This window comes from Solibacillus faecavium, from assembly GCF_014836905.1.
Classification (GTDB): domain Bacteria; phylum Bacillota; class Bacilli; order Bacillales_A; family Planococcaceae; genus Solibacillus; species Solibacillus faecavium.
The window spans coordinates 18,636-36,188 of sequence record NZ_JACSPZ010000007.1 but is presented as its reverse complement, the minus strand read 5'-3'; the positions used below and the strand labels follow the sequence as shown (position 1 = coordinate 36,188).

The window sequence follows — 17,553 nt, the reverse complement described above, 5'->3', positions numbered from 1 at the left end:
AATTTTTATCTTATAATAAGGGTAAGGGGGTATTTTAATGTCATTTTGGGACGGCTTTTATAGTTTTGGTGTAAAACTATTAAAAATAATATACTTGAATTTTTTATGGATATTTTTCTCTGCGATTGGACTTTTTGTTTTCGGGCTGTTTCCAGCAACGATTGCTTTATTTACAATTACACGTCAACTGCTGTTGGATATTGAGAAGCCGATTACGCAGACTTTTTGGGAAGTCTATAAAAATGAGTGGTTAAAAGGAAATGGCTATGCAGTCATTAGTTATATCGTTCTATTTATTTTAGCTATCGATTTTTATGCAATATATACTTTTGAGTCTTTATCCATTCTTCTTATACCAACTTTAATTATTACTTTCATTATTTTCGGCACTTTGTTTTTCTTTTTTCCAGTGTATGTACATTTTGATTTAGCATTTTTTGCAATGATTAAACAGGCGTTTTTATTCACCATTACTTCACCTTTTACCGTTGTATTGAATGTTTTAAGTATTATTTTTATATATTTTGTGTTTAATATTATGCCTGGTGCGATACCTTTATTTATCGGAAGTGTTCTTAGTCTATTAATCATGAAGTTTTCGCTTCGTTCCTTTAAAAAAATCGAACAAAGAAAGTTATCGGAGGCTGTATCAGTATGAGTGGGCTGCACCCTGAGTTAGTTGAAGTATTTAACAGTAAACTAAAAAATGCACGCACATTCCATCAACTCATAACAAATCGAGCATTCACCCATTTTTCCAAGCAAAATTTCCGCAAAGAAAATTGCATAGTGGAAGAAATGATGATTAATAATGTACGTGTTATTTGTATAAAACCGAAGCAGGCGTTACAAAATATGCCCTGTTTCGTTTGGTTTCATGGTGGTGGAATGGTATTTGGCAATCCAGATGATAGTATTCCTTATGTCATTGACTTTGTCCATAGTTTCCAAGCAGTGGTATTCCTCCCACAATATCGCCTTGCCCCAGAATACCCTTATCCTGCAGCTCTAGAGGATGGTTATGAAACTTTAACATGGATTAGTAAACATGCGAACGCTCTAAATATAGATCCGGGCAAAATAATAGTCAGCGGAGGCAGTGCAGGGGGGAACTTGGCATTGGCTGTAGCATTAAAGGCACGAGATGAAAAAGGACCGCAAATAGCAGCGATTTTGCCATTATATCCGATGCTTGATGCGAAAGAACGATCGTTTCATAAACAGTTTACTTCACCTGCTATTTGGAATGATGATAAAAACAGATACAGTTGGAAGGCCTATTTAGGCAATATGAAAACCATTCCGCAGTACGCATCGCCTTTATATGCCAACTTGGAAAAACTTCCGCCAACCTATACTTTCATAGGCACCCATGATCTTTTTTATGAGGAAGTTTGTGAGTTTGTTGATAAATTACGCGAAGCGCATATAGAAGTTCAACTGGATATTTATAAAGGCTGCATTCATGGATTTGATTTAGAGGATGTACCAATTGCCTATGAAGCAAAAAAGCGTCTTCTACACGTCACCGCAAATTTATTAGACGGACATACTAGTTTTGGCGATTTGCCCGACTAAACTTCTTAAATAGACCGTAAAACGGCTCATCACCATAACATGGGGTTGCTTTTCCAATAAAACCCCACTTGATTGGTGGGCTGCGGCAAGACAGCGCTAAAGCCACGTGATACGTGTCTTTAACACTGCCTTTATTGCCGTTTGCGAGGCCCCCCAATCCCAAAATTTTGCCTTCGTTATAGTGAAGTAAAAAACATCAAATAAAGCCGCTTGCGCTATCGCGAGGCGGCAATTTGTCATCCCCAACTTATTATGATGAATCCGCAAAATGGAGGTCCGGGTAACATTTTCCGGACCTCCATTTATTATGCTAAACCACTGTATGGATACAGTAAATTATTCGGATAGTCGATATCAATTTGATTTTTCACAAACATGGCTCCCTCATCTTTGAACATTTCCTGTACAACGGGAATTTTTAAATTATCCGGTGTAAAGCACAGTTTAACTTTCGAGGTTTTAATCGGTAGGCTTTCCAACACTTCCAACAAATCAAAAGGTTCTTTAGAAATTACATCAATTACTTCAACATGTTGAGCTGATTCTTTTAAAATGACATATACCTGGAACTTTGGAACATAGTAGATACAATCCCGATATTGCGTCAATGCATGGAACATAACAATACTTTCATTTTGAACCATACTCATTTTTTGGCTAATTGGTACACGGCTCATCGTCGTATCGTAAAATAGCCTTCTTTCGATATTATTATCCATGTTAATTTTGTTTATTTCCTTTTCATTGGATACAAGATCTTTTTTATCCAATGTAAAAGTAGATTGAGTACGCATTTCAAATCCAAACTTCGGATAAAAACCTAATACTGACTTATTTGCAAATAAGTAAAGTATATTGGCATTTGCTTGATCCTCCATTACTTTTTCCATTAGCCTCCGTGACAATCCCTTCCCTTGGAATTTTGGATTTGTCATGACAGTCCCTATTTGTACAGCTTTATACTGTTTGCCATCTAAAACCATCAATCCTGTACTTGTTGATACATTTGAAGCTATTTCACCATCCACTTCAAATGCATAGGGACAATATGTATCGTTCCAATAACCAAGCTCATCCCATTGTTCAAATTTAAGACTAAACGTTTCATCAGCTAAATTAAAAAAACTCCTTTTTAGCTGTAAGTCATTGCGTATAGCATTCCCTTTAATAAAATTCACTTGGACTCCCCCTTTAGGTTCTCAAAAATTACTTTCCCTTCTGAAACAGTCATTACAACATCCTCTTGTTCATTTACTATATAAAAATCAGCATCTTTACCAATTTCAATTGAACCTTTATGTTCATATAACCCTAACAGTTTTGCACTATTTGTTGCTGTCAGCTTAGCCAGCGTCAAGTCTGATAGTTCAAGCCATTCTTTCATGTTTTTCCTTGCCTTATTTAAATTAAGTGTGCTTCCTGCAAGCGCATCACTTTCCACCAGTTTACACAACCCATTCTCTACACGAACTTGCTGTCCACCTAAATCATAAATGCCATCCACCAATTCAGTTGCCCTCATACTATCTGATATTAATATCATCCGGTCTTCACCAATCGTCTCAAAAATAAAGCGGATCATGTCTGGAGCAAGATGTATTCCATCCGCAATAATCTCTAGCTTACTGTCACTTTGCAATAAAGCTACTTGCAGACCTGGCTCACGGTGATGGATTGACCTCATTCCATTGCAAAAATGAGTAGCATTTTGAATTAGCTGTTGCTCCAATAAGACCTTTGTTTCAGCATACTTCGCATTAGAATGTCCGATGGATGCTACAATGTCATTATTTTTCAAGTATGATGCAAGCTTTTTCCCTTCATCCAGTTCCGCTGCAAATGTTATGAGCTTTATTTGTTTTTGTGAAGATGAATTTAGTTTTTCAAAAATTTCAGCAGAGGGCTTTATAATATATTGATCAGACTGTGCACCCTTTTGAATCGGATTAATAAATGGACCTTCTAAATGAATACCTACTATTTTGGCACCCTCTATTGAACTTCCCGTATCGGCAATCGTTCGTAAAGCATGTTCGATTTGATTTAATGCGGCTGTCATTGTAGTTGCCAAAAAGCTCGTCACACCATGCTTAGCAAGTGCTTTACTAATCGTATTAAGACTACTTTCTGTTCCATCCATTACATCTGCACCTGACATTCCATGAATATGCTGGTCAATCATCCCTGGCATTAATTTATAGGTAGCCTTTGTTTCCACAAGATCAATCTGTTCAGGTAAGCCGGCTTTTTCACAAAGCTGGACAATTTTTGCGCCTTCAATAATCGCATAATGGTCTCTGGCTATGTGCTGTTCTCGTACAATTTGGATTGGTCCGACACCCCATGTCTTTCCCATAATAAACCCCTCCCTCTTTCCGCTATTTATAATTCCAATTATTAGCTTATGATTTCGATTTATCAAGTGAATTTCTAGGATAGAAACCAAAAGCACCATTTTTCTCTCAGAGAAGAATGGTGCTTTTTCTGTCAATAGATGCGTTAACAGGAATAAGTTGTTCAAACTTTCTTACCATATTTCTTGTTCATTAATATGATTGCTAGTCATATTAGCCTCACTTAATGTAAAGGAATTAATTAGTTGATTGGAGTGGAGGGACCGTGACTCCACCGGGAACAGCACGTGCGGAAGATCCACTAACTTGGGCCTGCCGTCGTAGGCACAAGTTAGTTAGCTGGAGCCGTGCCCGGGGAAAGCATCGGTCCCGGAACGGAAATCAACGATGTCTAGATTCAATTAATTTTAAAATAAAAAACTGTAAACAAACACTATTTAAGAGTTTGTCTACAGTCTGCACGACAGTCTATTTATAACAGACTGCCGCTCACACGAAGAAATTATCGTTTATTAATTTCTTCCATTAAAATTTGGTTTGTTAATTGAGGGTTTGCTTGTCCTTTAGATGCTTTCATAATTTGGCCTAAAAGTGCTTTAATCGCACGTTCGTTGCCGCCTAAGAAATCAGCTACCGATTTTGCATCGTTATCAAGAACAGTCGTTACGAAGCCACGGATTACTTCAGGATCAGAAATTTGCACTAAGCCTTTTTCCTTCACGATTTTCGCTGCGTCTCCACCATTAGTAACTAATTCAGTGAATACTTTTTTCGCGATTTTAGAAGAAATTGTGCCGTCAGAAATTAACTTCACCATACCAGCTAAGTTTTCTGGAGTTAAAGCAGTATCTTTCAACTCTTTTTGCTCTGAGTTTAAGTATGCAGAAACGTCACCCATTAACCAGTTTGCCGTTAATTTTGCATCAGCACCAGCCGTTACTGTTGCATCAAAGAAATCAGAAATCTCTTTATTAACAACAAGTACGTTTGCATCATAATCTGTTAAGCCTAATTCAGAAACGTAACGTGATTTACGAGCATCCGGTAATTCAGGAATTGACTGGCGAATACGCTCTACCCACTCATCAGAAATAGAAAGACGTACTAAGTCTGGCTCTGGGAAGTAACGGTAATCATCCGTACCTTCTTTTACACGCATTAAAATCGTTTTACCTGTCTTTTCATCGAATCGGCGCGTCTCTTGCTCAATAATGCCACCAGCCATTAGTACTTCTGCCTGACGAACTTCCTCATGCTCTAAACCACGGCGTACGAAGTTAAACGAGTTTAAGTTTTTAAGCTCTGTTTTTGTACCGAACTCTTCTTGACCATATGGACGGATCGAAATGTTCGCATCACAACGTAATGAACCTTCTTCCATACGTACATCTGATACACCTGAATATTGAATAATTGATTTCACTTTTTCAAGGTATGCGTAGGCTTCATCCGGAGTGCGGATATCTGGCTCAGATACAATCTCAACAAGAGGTGTTCCTTGACGATTTAAGTCTACTAAAGAATAACCATCAGCGTGTGTTAATTTACCTGCATCTTCTTCCATGTGAAGACGTGTAATACCGATTTTCTTTTTGTAGCCCGGCGTATCGCCTTTAGCAGGAATTTCAATTTCAACCCATCCATTTTTACCGATTGGCTTATCAAATTGTGAAATTTGGTAAGCTTTCGGATTGTCTGGATAGAAGTAGTTTTTGCGGTCGAATTTAGTTTCTTGTTCGATTTCCATATTTAATGCTAAAGAAGCACGAATTGCATAGTCCACTACTTGTTTATTTAATACTGGCAAAACACCTGGGTACCCAAGATCAATTACCGACGTATTTGTATTTGGCTCTGCACCGAAATGGTTTGGGGAAGCCGAGAAAATTTTAGAATTCGTTTTTAATTCAACGTGAATTTCTAAACCAATGACTGTTTCAAAGTTCATCTTATTTTACCTCCCATAGTGCTGGAGTTTTTGTGTTAAAGTCTGTATTTTGTTCGTAAGCATATGCTACGCGGTAAAGTGTTTCTTCATCGAAGTGTTTACCGATAATTTGTAACCCTAGTGGTAAGTCATTTTCAAAACCACATGGGATTGAAATTGCTGGTACACCCGCTAAGTTAATTGGAATTGTTAAAATATCGTTTGCGTACATTGTCATTGGATCATCAATGTTAGCACCGATTGCGAATGCAGGTGTTGGCGCAGTAGGTCCAATAATTACGTCATACTTTTCGAATACTTTGTCGTAATCTGCTTTAATTAATGTACGTGCTTGTTGCGCTTTTTTGTAGTAAGCATCATACGTACCTGCTGATAATGAATACGTACCAAGCATGATACGACGTTTTACTTCGTCGCCGAAACCTTCAGCACGAGATTGTTTGTATAGCTCTAATAAGTTTTTAGCGTTTTCTGAACGGTAACCGTAACGAATACCGTCAAAACGTGAAAGGTTAGAAGAAGCTTCAGATGATGAAAGAATGTAGTAAGCTGCTAACGCGTATTTAGAGTGCGGTAAAGATACCTCTTCTACTGTTGCGCCTAGACCTTTTAATACTTCCAGTGCATCAAGAACTGATTGTTTTGCTGCTTCGCCAACGCCTTCTCCAAGGAATTCTTTTGGTACAGCGATTTTTAAACCTTTAATGTTACCATCTAAACTTGCTGCATAATTCGGTACTGGCACATCAGCAGAAGTAGAATCCATTTCATCTACACCTGAGATTGCTTCAAGTAATAATGCGTTGTCTGTTACATTACGTGTAATTGGTCCGATTTGATCTAATGAAGATGCGAATGCAACTAAACCAAAGCGTGATACACGACCATATGTAGGTTTCATTCCTACAACACCACAGTAGGCTGCTGGTTGACGGATTGATCCACCTGTATCAGATCCAAGTGAGAATGGGACTTCGCCTGCTGCTACTGCTGCTGCAGATGCACCTGAAGAACCACCTGGTACGTGCGAAAGATTCCATGGATTTTTCGTTGTTTTATACGCCGAGTTTTCGTTTGAAGAACCCATTGCGAATTCGTCCATGTTTAATTTACCGACTGTTACCATACCGGCATCGCGTAATTTTTTCACGATTGTTGCATCGTAAATTGGCATAAAGCCTTCTAGGATTTTAGAAGCACAAGTTGTTTCTAAACCTTCTGTCACGATATTATCCTTAACTCCGATAGGCATACCGAATAATGGACCGCGCTCCTCAAAAGGAACTTTATCTAATTCTGCCGCTTTAGCAGTTGCTTGTTCTTTATTTAATGCTAAGAATGCTTGTACGTCGCCGTCTAACTTTTCAATGCGGTCAAATGCTTCTTTTGTTAATTCCGCAATTGTAAGTTCGCCCGACTTTAAGCTTTCTTGTAGTTGTGCTGATGTGCGCTCAAATACTGTCATGCGAGTGGTTCCTCCTATTACTCCATAATTGATGGTACTTTAATTTGACCTGCTTCTTGTTCTTTTACGTTTAGCATTACTTTTTCAAGAGGTAAGCCTTCTTTTGCTACGTCCTCACGAAGTACGTTCACTAAAGGTAAAACATGTGAAGTCGGCTCTACATTTGTTGTATCTAATTCATTTAACTGCTCTGCAAAATCAGTGATCTTTCCAAGTTGTTCAGCAAATTTCTCTGCTTCCTCTTCTGTGATTGCAAGGCGAGCTAAGTGCGCTACGTGTTTTACTTCTTCTTTTGATATTTTTGCCATTTATTACACCTCCAAAGTATCGAATCAAATATGCCTCGGCATATGTGTCAGAGTTTTTGAATACGTTCGAAAAACTAAAAATCTTGATTATCTGCCGGGGCTATATGTGGAGTCAGTGATTGTTTCGGACACCCGCTGATTCTACATAAACCATGCCCATAATGATACCATTTTTCCTAATAAAAATCACAGCTTTGCGAAAAAATCGAGCAAACAATCCATTCCTTTGGACGTTTTTCCGCCAAATTAACGCATTAAAGTGATAAAGTGGATTTTTTATAAAAAAATGAAAATACCACACTTTTAAAAGTATGGTATTCTTCGTTGAATTTTACTCATAAATATGAACAAATGGCTTATCATCATTTGGTTCTTTAATAATCAATACTTCCGGACCGTTTACTGAAGTAATACTTACCGAAATATACAGATCCAGCGGTAAATGCGTGAGCATTAAGCCGGTTAAATATTGGGTAAAGCCAGTAATTTCCGCTGTGCCGTAAAATTGAATCGGAATTTCGATATCAAGCTTCTGGACTTTTTTATTCTGATAAAAGCCGGTTGCAAATACACTCGTGAAATTAGAGAAGTATTTATCGACATCCTGTTTAAAGTCTTGGAATTTTTTGTTGAGGTCACGGTAAATGTCATCCGGTGAACTCATCGGGAACGTTACATACCTTTCATCGATTCCTTCCCAATCGCCCAGAGCAGTCGTACCTTTGTCGACAAAATTATAGTCTGTGTATGTGCCTGGTACAATCGCATTTCGCTCTGCCTGTTTAAATATGGCAATTACGATCGGCACATCAGCTAAATCTGTACGTGCACGCAAACGATTGACTACTTCCTGTGCAATCTTTTTACCTGCTGCTTCCAACTCATCATCCGGAATTTTCTGCTCAAAAAACTCACCGTACTGTTCCTTTTGATAATAGTAAATTGAATTGAGCGCTAAACCAATCGAAACACCGCCCAATTTCACTTTATTGTCATCTGTTTTTGTTAAATAATTTTGTTCGATAATATGTGCTAAATATACCGGTGCTTCTGTCGCTTTAACAGTAGGATCCATCTCCTTACCAGTTTCTTCATCAATACTTGAAGGGTTTAACCCTTGGTATTCAGGCCCTTTATCCTCTGTTTGGTTTGGTCGTGCCAACCAGTATTTCAACGTTGTTTCGTCTAAGTATTGTCCTTCTTGAAAATAGTAATTTTCCGTATCAAAGTGATTTTGTGAAATACGCATTAAACCTGTTTCGACTTCTTTCATGTCATATTTCGTATAAATATTTGAAACGACCAATCCTCGACTTGCGCTTTCCTTATAAGGAATTAATGTACGATAAAATTTATCGTTAATTTGCATATTCGGGATAATCGTTGTTTCAACAGCTTGATCCGAGTCTGATTCTTGTGTCAGCTCTGTATCAGGTGTAATGTTTGGCGCACACGCTGATAACAGGACCGTTGCAATTATCGCAGGTATCCAGCGATATCGTTTCATGAGAACAAGTCCCCTTTACTATATTAATTGTTCGATTAGGCGCACTTCATCCCAAATTTCTATGCCTAAGCTTTGAGCCTTTTCGAGCTTTGAGCCAGCATCTTCACCAACGATTACAAGATCTGTTTTTTTACTTACACTCCCTGCAACCGTTCCACCTAACTGTTCTATTTTCGCCTTTGCTTCGTTACGTGTCAATTGTTGAAGTTTTCCTGTAAGCACAATTGTTTTCCCAGCAAAAGGATTTGCCCCTGCTTCTACAACAACCTTCTTACCTTTATAGGACATATTAAGACCAAATTCCTTTAAGCGCTCGATTAGCTGTTGCACGGACTCATTCGCAAAATAGGCTACGATAGATTCGGCCATTTTATCACCAATTTCATGAATATCCTTCAATTCCTCTTCTTTGGCTTGCATTAAGGCGTCCATCGTTTCGAAATGTGCAGCTAAAATTTTTGCTGCCTTTTCTCCTACATGACGTATACCAAGACCAAACAGTAATCTCTCCAGGGAATTATCCTTCGACTGCAGTAGTGCCTCCACTAAATTCGTTGCAGATTTTTGCCCCATTCGCTCTAGCTGAATTAGTTGCTCGACTGTCAATTCATATAAACCAGCAACATCCTCAATATACCCTTCACGAAGCAACTGTTCTACAACTTTTTCGCCTAACCCGTCGATATTCATTGCATTACGGGAAACGAAATGCTTCACGCCTTCCGCGATTTGTGCCGGACATTGTGGATTCACGCAGCGCAATGCTACATCAGTATCAATGCGTACAACTTCTTCATCACACGCAGGGCAATGAGTCGGCATTTTATACGGTACAGCGTCATCTGGGCGCTGTTCTAGAACGACCCCTACAATTTGCGGAATGATATCTCCTGCTTTTCGTACGATAACCGTATCATCGATTCGAATGTCCTTTTCGCGGATTAAGTCTTCATTGTGCAATGATGCACGGCTTACAGTAGTTCCTGCAACAAGTACCGGTGTTAAAATCGCTGTCGGAGTAATGACACCTGTGCGACCTACCGTTAGTTCAATATCCAATAATTTTGTTACCACTTCTTCTGCCGGGAATTTATAAGCAATTGCCCAGCGTGGCGATTTTGCCGTAAAGCCAAGTTCATCTTGGTGGGCATAGCGATTCACTTTGATGACAATGCCATCAATTTCATATGATAAATTCGGGCGTGCTTCTGTCCACTTTTCTATAAACGCCAAAACGTCGTCAATAGTTTCACAATACTCACGCTCTTTATTTGATGGAAAACCTAGCTCCTCCAAATACTTGAGCATTTCCCAATGCCCGTCGATTCCATAGCTTTCTCCGTCCCCGCCAACTGCATATATAAAGGTCGACAAATTTCTGCTTGCTGCAATCTTCGGATCTAATTGACGTAACGAGCCTGCTGCCGCGTTTCGAGGATTTGCAAATAGCTCTTCTCCCTTTTCAGCACGACGTTTATTCAGGTTCTCAAAAGATTTTTTCGGCATATAAGCTTCGCCGCGCACTTCTAATGTTACTGGTTCATTTAAACGTAAAGGAATGGCACGGATTGTTTTTAGGTTGGCTGTAATATCTTCACCAACTGTCCCGTCACCACGTGTAGCGCCTTGTACAAATACCCCGTTTTCATAGCGCAGAGATATGGCCAAACCATCTATTTTCAGCTCACATACATAAGAATAATTTTTACCGATTGCCTGCTCAATCTTTCGGTCGAAATCACGTAAATCTTCTTCATTGAAAGCATTCGATAAACTAAGCATTGCTGTTTCATGGGTTACCTTTTTAAAGCCTTCCAATACCATGCCGCCAACACGCTGAGTAGGAGAATCAGGATAAATAAATTCCGGATTTGCTTCTTCTAAGGCGATAAGTTCATGTAAAAGCTGATCATATACACTATCTTCTACTACCGGTTTATCCAGTACATAATACGCATAGCCATACTCATGAAGAAGCGTGTTCAATTCCGCAATTCTTTGTTCTATTTCATTCATCAAATGTTCCTCCTAAGCTTTCGTAATCGGCGCAAATTTTGCAAGTAAACGCTTTATGCCAGTTGGTGCCGGGAACGCAATATCCAGCTCCATGCTGTCTCCCTCACCTTTTACGCTAACGACCATACCTACACCCCATTTACCGTGGGATGCTTTGTCTCCAACTTGCCAATTAAACTTATCGCCACCTGTAGAATTTAAGCGTGATGTTTGTGAAGCAGGTGCCTGCACACTTCCTAATGAACGCTTCGGCATACGGTCATAACGGTTCGATTTAAACGGTAATGAATCATCACGATATGATGTAGTATTTGCTTTTGAAACTTGCTCTAACACATTTTCATCAATTTCGCGTAAAAAACGTGACGGTGCATTGTAGCCTGTACGGCCGAATATCGTACGGGATCCTGCACAAGATAAGTAAAGGCGCTGTTCCGCCCGAGTCGCTCCAACATACATTAAACGTCTTTCCTCGGCCATTTCATCTTCACTTTCCAATGAGCGAGAGTGCGGGAATATATTTTCCTCCAACCCAATAATAAAGACAACGGGAAATTCCAACCCTTTTGCGGCATGCATCGTCATTAAAATAATCGTTCCTTTTGCCTTTTCTTCTTCATCTAAAGAATCAATATCAGCAATAAGTGCAAGATCCGTTAAAAATGCTACTAATGACTGATCTTCGCTGCGCGCCTCGAATGCCTGTGTTACGGTTAAAAACTCTTCAATATTTTCCAGTCGGCTTTCCGCTTCAATTGATTTTTCAGCCTTCAGCATTTGACGGTAACCTGATTTTTCAAGCACTTCTTCTACAATTTCCGTTACCGATAATTCTTGTTGACGTTTACTTAACGAACGTATCATATTATAGAAATTTTCAGCAGATGTGGCTGCCTTCCCTGAAAGCCCCATAAATACAAGCTCACCCATCGCATCGAAAATCGAACGATCGCGTTCCATCGCATAGACAAGCATTTTATCAAATGAAGTCGCACCAATCGCACGTTTTGGTTCATTAATAATTCTTGCCAGTGATAAGTCATCATCATTGTTTGCAATTAAACGTAAGTATGCCAGTAAATCTTTAATTTCTTTTCGATCATAGAACTTTGTACCGCCAACAATTTGATAGTTCATATTTGATTTTACGAGTACATCCTCCATAACACGTGATTGGGCATTTGTTCGGTATAAAATCGCAAAATCGTCCAGCTTATAATTCTCATCTTTCATGAGCTTTTGAATCGTTCGTACAACATATTGAGCCTCATCCTGCTCATTACCTGCTTTATACAGCTGAATTTTTTCACCTTCAGGATTATCTGTTCGCAGTACTTTTTTATAGCGGTCTTTATTTTTCTCAATAACGCTGTTTGCAGCTTGTAAAATATGCTTCGTCGAACGGTAATTTTGCTCAAGCATTATTACTTTAGCTTCTTTATAATCCTTTTCAAACGAAAGAATATTTGTAATATCCGCACCGCGCCAGCGATAAATCGATTGATCCGAATCCCCTACAACACAAATGTTACGGAACTTCTTAGCCAACATTTGAACCAACAAATATTGCGATTTGTTGGTATCCTGATACTCATCCACGTGAATGTACTGGAATTTATTTTGATAGAATTCCAGTACATCCGGCGCTTCTTTAAATAAACGAATCGTAAGCATGATTAAATCATCAAAGTCGAGGCTTTGATTTTGTTTTAAGCGTTTTTGATAGCCTTTGTACACTTGTGCAGCAATCTTTTCAAATGGATTATGCGGATTCATATTCGCTTCAAAACCATCTACTGTAATACATTCGTTTTTTGCCGAACTAATCGTATTTAATATTGCACGCGGATCGTACTTTTTCGGGTCGATATTATCTTGCTTCAATATATTTTTTATTACTGTCAGCTGATCAGAGCTATCTAAAATAGAGAAACTTTTTGAATAGCCAATACGGTCGATATTACGACGCAAAATACGCACACACATTGAGTGGAATGTTGATACCCACATACTTTCTGTCGTACCTGTCCCTAAAATCCCATCGATTCGATCACGCATTTCACGGGCTGCTTTATTCGTAAATGTAATGGCCAAAATTTTTGACGGATATACTTCACGCTCTACGACTAAATACGCGATACGATGTGTTAGGACACGTGTTTTTCCTGATCCTGCTCCTGCCATAATAAGGAGTGGACCTTCTGTTGTTTTCACCGCTTCTGCTTGTTGCGGATTCATACCAGCAATTAAATTTTTTGCTATGTGCTCCATATTGCACCTTCCTATCTAAAGAACATTTGTTCCTATTATATATTACTTCACGATGCTTTTCACTGCTTGTACAGTTTTTAATGCAGCTTTTAAGTCGTCATAAATAATGTTGCCAACAATAACCGTATGGGCATGCGCAGCCATTTCCTTCGCCTGCTCAACAGAGGTAATACCACCGCCATAAAATAGCTTTGTTTTATCTAAAACTTCTGCTGTAGCTTTTACCACTTCAATATCGCCATATGCTCCACTATATTCTAAATAGAAAATAGGTAATTTAAAGTAGTTTTCGGCCATTCTTGCATACGCCACTACATCTTCTACCGTTAAATCCGTTTTAGCATTTGTCACTTGTGCTACTTTACAATCTGGATTTAATACACAATAGCCCTCTGCAACAAGCTCTTCCCAAATTAAAACATCGCCGTATTCTTTAATAGCTTCATGATGTAAATCTTTCACCCATTTTGTATCACGACTATTTAAAACAGACGGGATGAAATAATAGTCATAGCCTGGACTAATACTATCAACATTTGAAATTTCAAGCGCAATCGGCACGGAAAAACGGCGGACACGTACTAATAAGTCCAGGACTCCATCAAGGGTCACCCCATCTGTACCGCCTACCAAAATTACATCTGTACCTGATTCGCAAATTAGCTCTAACGCCTCATCTGAAATTTCCTTCGCAGGGTCTAATTTAAACACGTGACGCCAATTTAAGTAATCCATTCTCTCTTCCACCTATTCTTTTAAATTCTTCTAATTTATATTTTAAGTCAGTTCTTATTATTTACGACTATCTAATAGTATAACGAATGTATAAAAAATAATAAAAGACTGAGTGAGAAAATCTACTCAGTCTTTAAGCTACTCATATTTAAACATTCATCTTAGCATAATCGAATTCAATGACAGAAGTTGTTCGTAAGCTTTATCACTTTGGTGTAAATGGCTTTTCATCCGGATAAAGACGTCCCAACATCTCATCATAAGTATCATTTCCATAGTCAAAGCAACGGCGTACACGGGAAATCGTTGCTGTCGAAGCACCTGTTTCCTTTTTAATTGTTTCATACGTCTTCTTTAAACGTAATAAATGTGCAACCTCGAAACGCTGTGCTAATGATTGGATTTCACTGATCGTGCATAAATCATCAAAAAACTTATAGCATTCCTCGATATCTTTTAATTCCAGGACCGCTTTAAATAGCTGTTCTGTTTGATGACCGCGAATTTTTTCAATTTGCATTTAGCCCATCATTTCCTTTCTACTCTGAATATATAACAGATGTTGCTAAACCTGGAGATGATGGTACGAAATGTACCCATGTCTTCCCTTGTACTAACTTTACTTCAGAGCCATCTTCCTCAATAGCGATTAACAAACCATCTGCGTTTTTCCACTTAACTTCCCGTACCATTCCCGCTTGGGCTAGGTACGCATTGCCTCCGCCAGTAATTGTAATATCACGTCTTCCTGCATTATCAATAATGCGGTGCGGCATTTCAAAAAATAATATATTAGCTAATTCGATAGATTCATTTGTTTCATAATCGATTGTTTCCGTATTTGCTGAATATCTCGTATACCGATTTGAGTCTGCATTATATACATACTGACTATTAAATGAACCACTATTATTATATTTCATCAATACTTCATTAGCCGTTGTTCCTATTTTAACATTATCTTCAGCTTCATAGAATGGATATGATACTTTTTTCTGATAAAGTAATGAAGCACCTACTTTTTCTGCTCCTGCACGAACGTTTTCACCGGATATATAAGAATTATGAGGTGCTTTGCGTGCAGAAGAACGTTTGAAATAAGTCCCATCATAATGCATTCCGTTAATATTTTCTACAACCTTACGTTCAAGCATTGATTTTGCTTCTGGACTGTAACCATGCGCAATATAAAAGGCATCTAATCCATTGGCAATATCAATGAAGTACGAACGGGCACTACGGATTGGTCCGATCGATTCAGGGATTTCGGATTGATAAAGCGCTAAAAAACGTGTCACATCCCCTTCTGCCAACATCTCGTACACAACATCTGCCTGCGCTAAGCCTGATTGTGGGCGTGCCTGCGGATGGTTATTAATCGTTGCAAGAATGGGGCGCATTGTAACTTCTTCCGCTACTCTTTCACCTGTAAATGGTGTTACAAAAGGCAGTACTTCTGCACCAGCCACAATAATATCTTCCTGCTCTTCTACTTCAACTACTGGCTCTTCCTCTGCCTGCTCTTTATTGGAACACCCTGTAATCACGGCCATACTTAACATCGCTAATATCAATATACTGCGCTTCATCCTGCAAACTCCCCTCATTTTATCTATCTCATCACAGCTGGTAACATGACCGTATTTTTCATGACATCAAAAATGCCACGCGTTGTAATTCGAATATATGGTAAATGCGTTGATTGTAAAAATAGTAACGTATAAATCGCATCTGAATGACTATAACCGCGTTTTTTTAATGCGCTTTTTAATGCAAGCTCAAGCGGAATCAAGTCTTCCACAGCGCCATCATACACAGCACCTGATAATTGTAGCGGTAATTTTGTTACAACTTGTCCATCTTCAACAAGTACTATACCGCCATCCATTTTCTTTAACTCATTAAATGCGTGCTGCATATCATGCATCGATTTTCCGATTAAGATAATATCCCCCGTATTAGAATAAGAGGAGGCAAAACCTTTTACATGTGTTGCAAAGCCTTTAATCATTGTATTAATGCGCCATTTCCCTTTACGGTCAACGAGCATTAAAAAGCTTTCATCATGCTCTGTAGTTAATGAAATATTATGTCCATGATTTTTTATACTATATGGCTTTGTAATTACATCATTGACCATTTCAATTCCTATAGGCATCGAAAACTGAAAATCAGACTCATGTAAGTCAAAATCTATTTTCAAACTCTCAAAAACGGACAAGTCCACGGATGGAAATGCCTTCATATCTTGATGATTACGCTTTAACCATACACCTTTTGAAAGTACCGATTCCGGTGTAGGTGAATATTCATCTGTTAGTACATTTAAACTTGCATAGCGTCCTGTAGCAATGAGTCCATGTAAATTCGTCATATTATAATAACGTGCTACATTATAACTTGCCATATTATATGCGTCTACCGGACGTACTCCTGCTTCAAGTGCCGCACGAATACATTTATCTATTACACCATCTTCATGAAAGCTTGGTGTAGAGCCGTCTGTCGTCATCATTAAATGATCAAATATTTCATAGCCTTTATCAACGACTGCTTTTAAAAGTTGAGGTAAATCCGGACGAATTGACGAATAGCGGAGTGTAACGGCATAGCCATGAAGTAAACGCGCTTCAATGTCTTCTATTGTCATTGATTCGTGATCACCATCTACACCGAATAATCTCATTTTTGCTAATGTTTTTTCTGAAGCACCCGGTAAATGTCCTTCAATCTTTTTCCCTTTATGCTTGGCATTTTGAATCCAGTAAAGCATTTGATTATCCCCGTGCATTACCCGAGGCCATCCCGTAAGTTCTCCACCAAGCACTACATCATGACGTTCTAGCCATTCCATTACCGAGGCATTCGAATAAAGCTCCCCTTCATTCTCAAGCTCTGTTTGTGAATCAAAGCGACTCCACCAATAAAAAGAGAACGGTAATTTTGCAAGCTCGTCCATCAAAGAAAACGCTTTCTTATTTTCAAATAAAGAGACAAATGTCATATTATCGGATATAAATGCTGTTGTTCCTGATTGTGCGCTAAATTCTGCAAAACTATGAGGATTATATAATTGAAATGGATGTACATGAGGCTCAATATAACCCGGTACAACAATCTTTCCTGTTAAATCTATAACTTCCGTTCCATTAAGGTTTGCAGGCATCTGATTTCCCACATAAACGATACGGTCATCACTAATCCAAATATTACCTGACACCCAAGTTTTAAGTATACTATGCAAATATTTTGCATTCCTTAAAACCAGGTTTGGAGCGTCATGCCCATCAATGATACCTACATGCTTTCGAATATTATTTAATTTCCAGTTTATTTCTGGCATTTTAAACACTCCCTCCAAAAATTTAGTA

14 protein-coding genes are annotated in these 17,553 nt (G+C 38.6%); 2 read left to right on the top strand and 12 right to left on the bottom strand.

The features are described from left to right. Positions 1-37: 37 nt before the first annotated feature. Together H9635_RS13800 and H9635_RS13795 are read left to right on the top strand one after the other, a co-directional pair. Entirely contained in the window at positions 38-658 is a 621-nt protein-coding gene (locus H9635_RS13800) for a YesL family protein (RefSeq protein ID WP_191700896.1), read from the top strand. Continuing rightward, entirely contained in the window at positions 655-1,578 is a 924-nt protein-coding gene (locus H9635_RS13795) for an alpha/beta hydrolase (protein WP_191700895.1), read from the top strand. Before H9635_RS13800 ends, H9635_RS13795 begins: the two co-directional genes overlap by 4 nt. Positions 1,579-1,883: 305 nt before the next feature. Here the strand turns inward: H9635_RS13795 and H9635_RS13790 are convergent, their stop codons facing one another. From H9635_RS13790 to H9635_RS13735, 12 genes are all read right to left on the bottom strand, one after another. After that, a complete protein-coding gene (locus tag H9635_RS13790) occupies positions 1,884-2,756 on the bottom strand; it encodes a GNAT family N-acetyltransferase (protein WP_191700894.1) in 873 nt (290 codons plus the stop codon). Continuing rightward, complete coding sequence (gene nagA, locus H9635_RS13785; protein ID WP_191700893.1) at positions 2,753-3,934, bottom strand: N-acetylglucosamine-6-phosphate deacetylase; 1,182 nt, start codon at positions 3,932-3,934, stop codon at positions 2,753-2,755. The genes H9635_RS13790 and nagA overlap by 4 nt, the downstream gene beginning before the upstream one ends. A 500-nt stretch (positions 3,935-4,434) precedes the next feature. Further along, a complete protein-coding gene (gatB, locus tag H9635_RS13780) occupies positions 4,435-5,880 on the bottom strand; it encodes an Asp-tRNA(Asn)/Glu-tRNA(Gln) amidotransferase subunit GatB (RefSeq protein WP_191700892.1) in 1,446 nt (481 codons plus the stop codon). 1 nt (position 5,881) lies between these two features. Continuing rightward, positions 5,882-7,345 (bottom strand): Asp-tRNA(Asn)/Glu-tRNA(Gln) amidotransferase subunit GatA, encoded by a 1,464-nt coding sequence (gene gatA / locus H9635_RS13775; RefSeq protein WP_191700891.1) that lies wholly within the window; start codon positions 7,343-7,345, stop codon positions 5,882-5,884. 17 nt (positions 7,346-7,362) lie between these two features. Continuing rightward, complete coding sequence (gatC, locus tag H9635_RS13770) at positions 7,363-7,653, bottom strand: Asp-tRNA(Asn)/Glu-tRNA(Gln) amidotransferase subunit GatC (RefSeq protein ID WP_008408705.1); 291 nt, start codon at positions 7,651-7,653, stop codon at positions 7,363-7,365. 331 nt (positions 7,654-7,984) lie between these two features. Next, entirely contained in the window at positions 7,985-9,160 is a 1,176-nt protein-coding gene (locus H9635_RS13765; RefSeq protein WP_191700890.1) for a CamS family sex pheromone protein, read from the bottom strand. Between the two features lie 18 nt (positions 9,161-9,178). Then, entirely contained in the window at positions 9,179-11,176 is a 1,998-nt protein-coding gene (gene ligA, locus H9635_RS13760) for an NAD-dependent DNA ligase LigA (protein ID WP_191700889.1), read from the bottom strand. Between the two features lie 12 nt (positions 11,177-11,188). After that, a complete protein-coding gene (pcrA, locus tag H9635_RS13755; RefSeq protein WP_191700888.1) occupies positions 11,189-13,447 on the bottom strand; it encodes a DNA helicase PcrA in 2,259 nt (752 codons plus the stop codon). Between the two features lie 42 nt (positions 13,448-13,489). After that, positions 13,490-14,182 carry a heptaprenylglyceryl phosphate synthase gene (locus H9635_RS13750; RefSeq protein ID WP_191700887.1) on the bottom strand — a complete coding sequence of 231 codons (693 nt, stop codon included), beginning with the start codon at positions 14,180-14,182 and terminating at the stop codon, positions 13,490-13,492. Between the two features lie 205 nt (positions 14,183-14,387). Next, positions 14,388-14,702: a YerC/YecD family TrpR-related protein gene (locus tag H9635_RS13745; protein ID WP_191700886.1), complete on the bottom strand. Its 315-nt coding sequence runs from the start codon at positions 14,700-14,702 to the stop codon at positions 14,388-14,390. Between the two features lie 19 nt (positions 14,703-14,721). Further along, positions 14,722-15,771, bottom strand: a complete 1,050-nt coding sequence (locus H9635_RS13740) for a DUF3048 domain-containing protein (RefSeq protein WP_191700885.1) — start codon at positions 15,769-15,771, stop codon at positions 14,722-14,724. A 23-nt stretch (positions 15,772-15,794) separates the two neighbouring features. Beyond that, positions 15,795-17,525 carry an adenine deaminase C-terminal domain-containing protein gene (locus H9635_RS13735; protein ID WP_191700884.1) on the bottom strand — a complete coding sequence of 577 codons (1,731 nt, stop codon included), beginning with the start codon at positions 17,523-17,525 and terminating at the stop codon, positions 15,795-15,797. Positions 17,526-17,553: the final 28 nt, after the last annotated feature.

Bases quoted from the DNA above. Each gene is read 5' to 3' on its own strand.
- nagA (WP_191700893.1), bottom strand. From the start codon at position 3,934: ATGGGAAAGACATGGGGTGTCGGACCAATCCAAATTGTACGAGAACAG.
- H9635_RS13765 (WP_191700890.1), bottom strand. From the start codon at position 9,160: ATGAAACGATATCGCTGGATACCTGCGATAATTGCAACGGTCCTGTTA.
- H9635_RS13750 (WP_191700887.1), bottom strand. From the start codon at position 14,182: ATGGATTACTTAAATTGGCGTCACGTGTTTAAATTAGACCCTGCGAAG.
- pcrA (WP_191700888.1), bottom strand. From the start codon at position 13,447: ATGGAGCACATAGCAAAAAATTTAATTGCTGGTATGAATCCGCAACAA.
- ligA (WP_191700889.1), bottom strand. From the start codon at position 11,176: ATGAATGAAATAGAACAAAGAATTGCGGAATTGAACACGCTTCTTCAT.
- gatA (WP_191700891.1), bottom strand. From the start codon at position 7,345: ATGACAGTATTTGAGCGCACATCAGCACAACTACAAGAAAGCTTAAAG.
- gatC (WP_008408705.1), bottom strand. From the start codon at position 7,653: ATGGCAAAAATATCAAAAGAAGAAGTAAAACACGTAGCGCACTTAGCT.
- H9635_RS13795 (WP_191700895.1), top strand. From the start codon at position 655: ATGAGTGGGCTGCACCCTGAGTTAGTTGAAGTATTTAACAGTAAACTA.
- H9635_RS13740 (WP_191700885.1), bottom strand. From the start codon at position 15,771: ATGAAGCGCAGTATATTGATATTAGCGATGTTAAGTATGGCCGTGATT.
- H9635_RS13745 (WP_191700886.1), bottom strand. From the start codon at position 14,702: ATGCAAATTGAAAAAATTCGCGGTCATCAAACAGAACAGCTATTTAAA.
- H9635_RS13800 (WP_191700896.1), top strand. From the start codon at position 38: ATGTCATTTTGGGACGGCTTTTATAGTTTTGGTGTAAAACTATTAAAA.
- gatB (WP_191700892.1), bottom strand. From the start codon at position 5,880: ATGAACTTTGAAACAGTCATTGGTTTAGAAATTCACGTTGAATTAAAA.
- H9635_RS13735 (WP_191700884.1), bottom strand. From the start codon at position 17,525: ATGCCAGAAATAAACTGGAAATTAAATAATATTCGAAAGCATGTAGGT.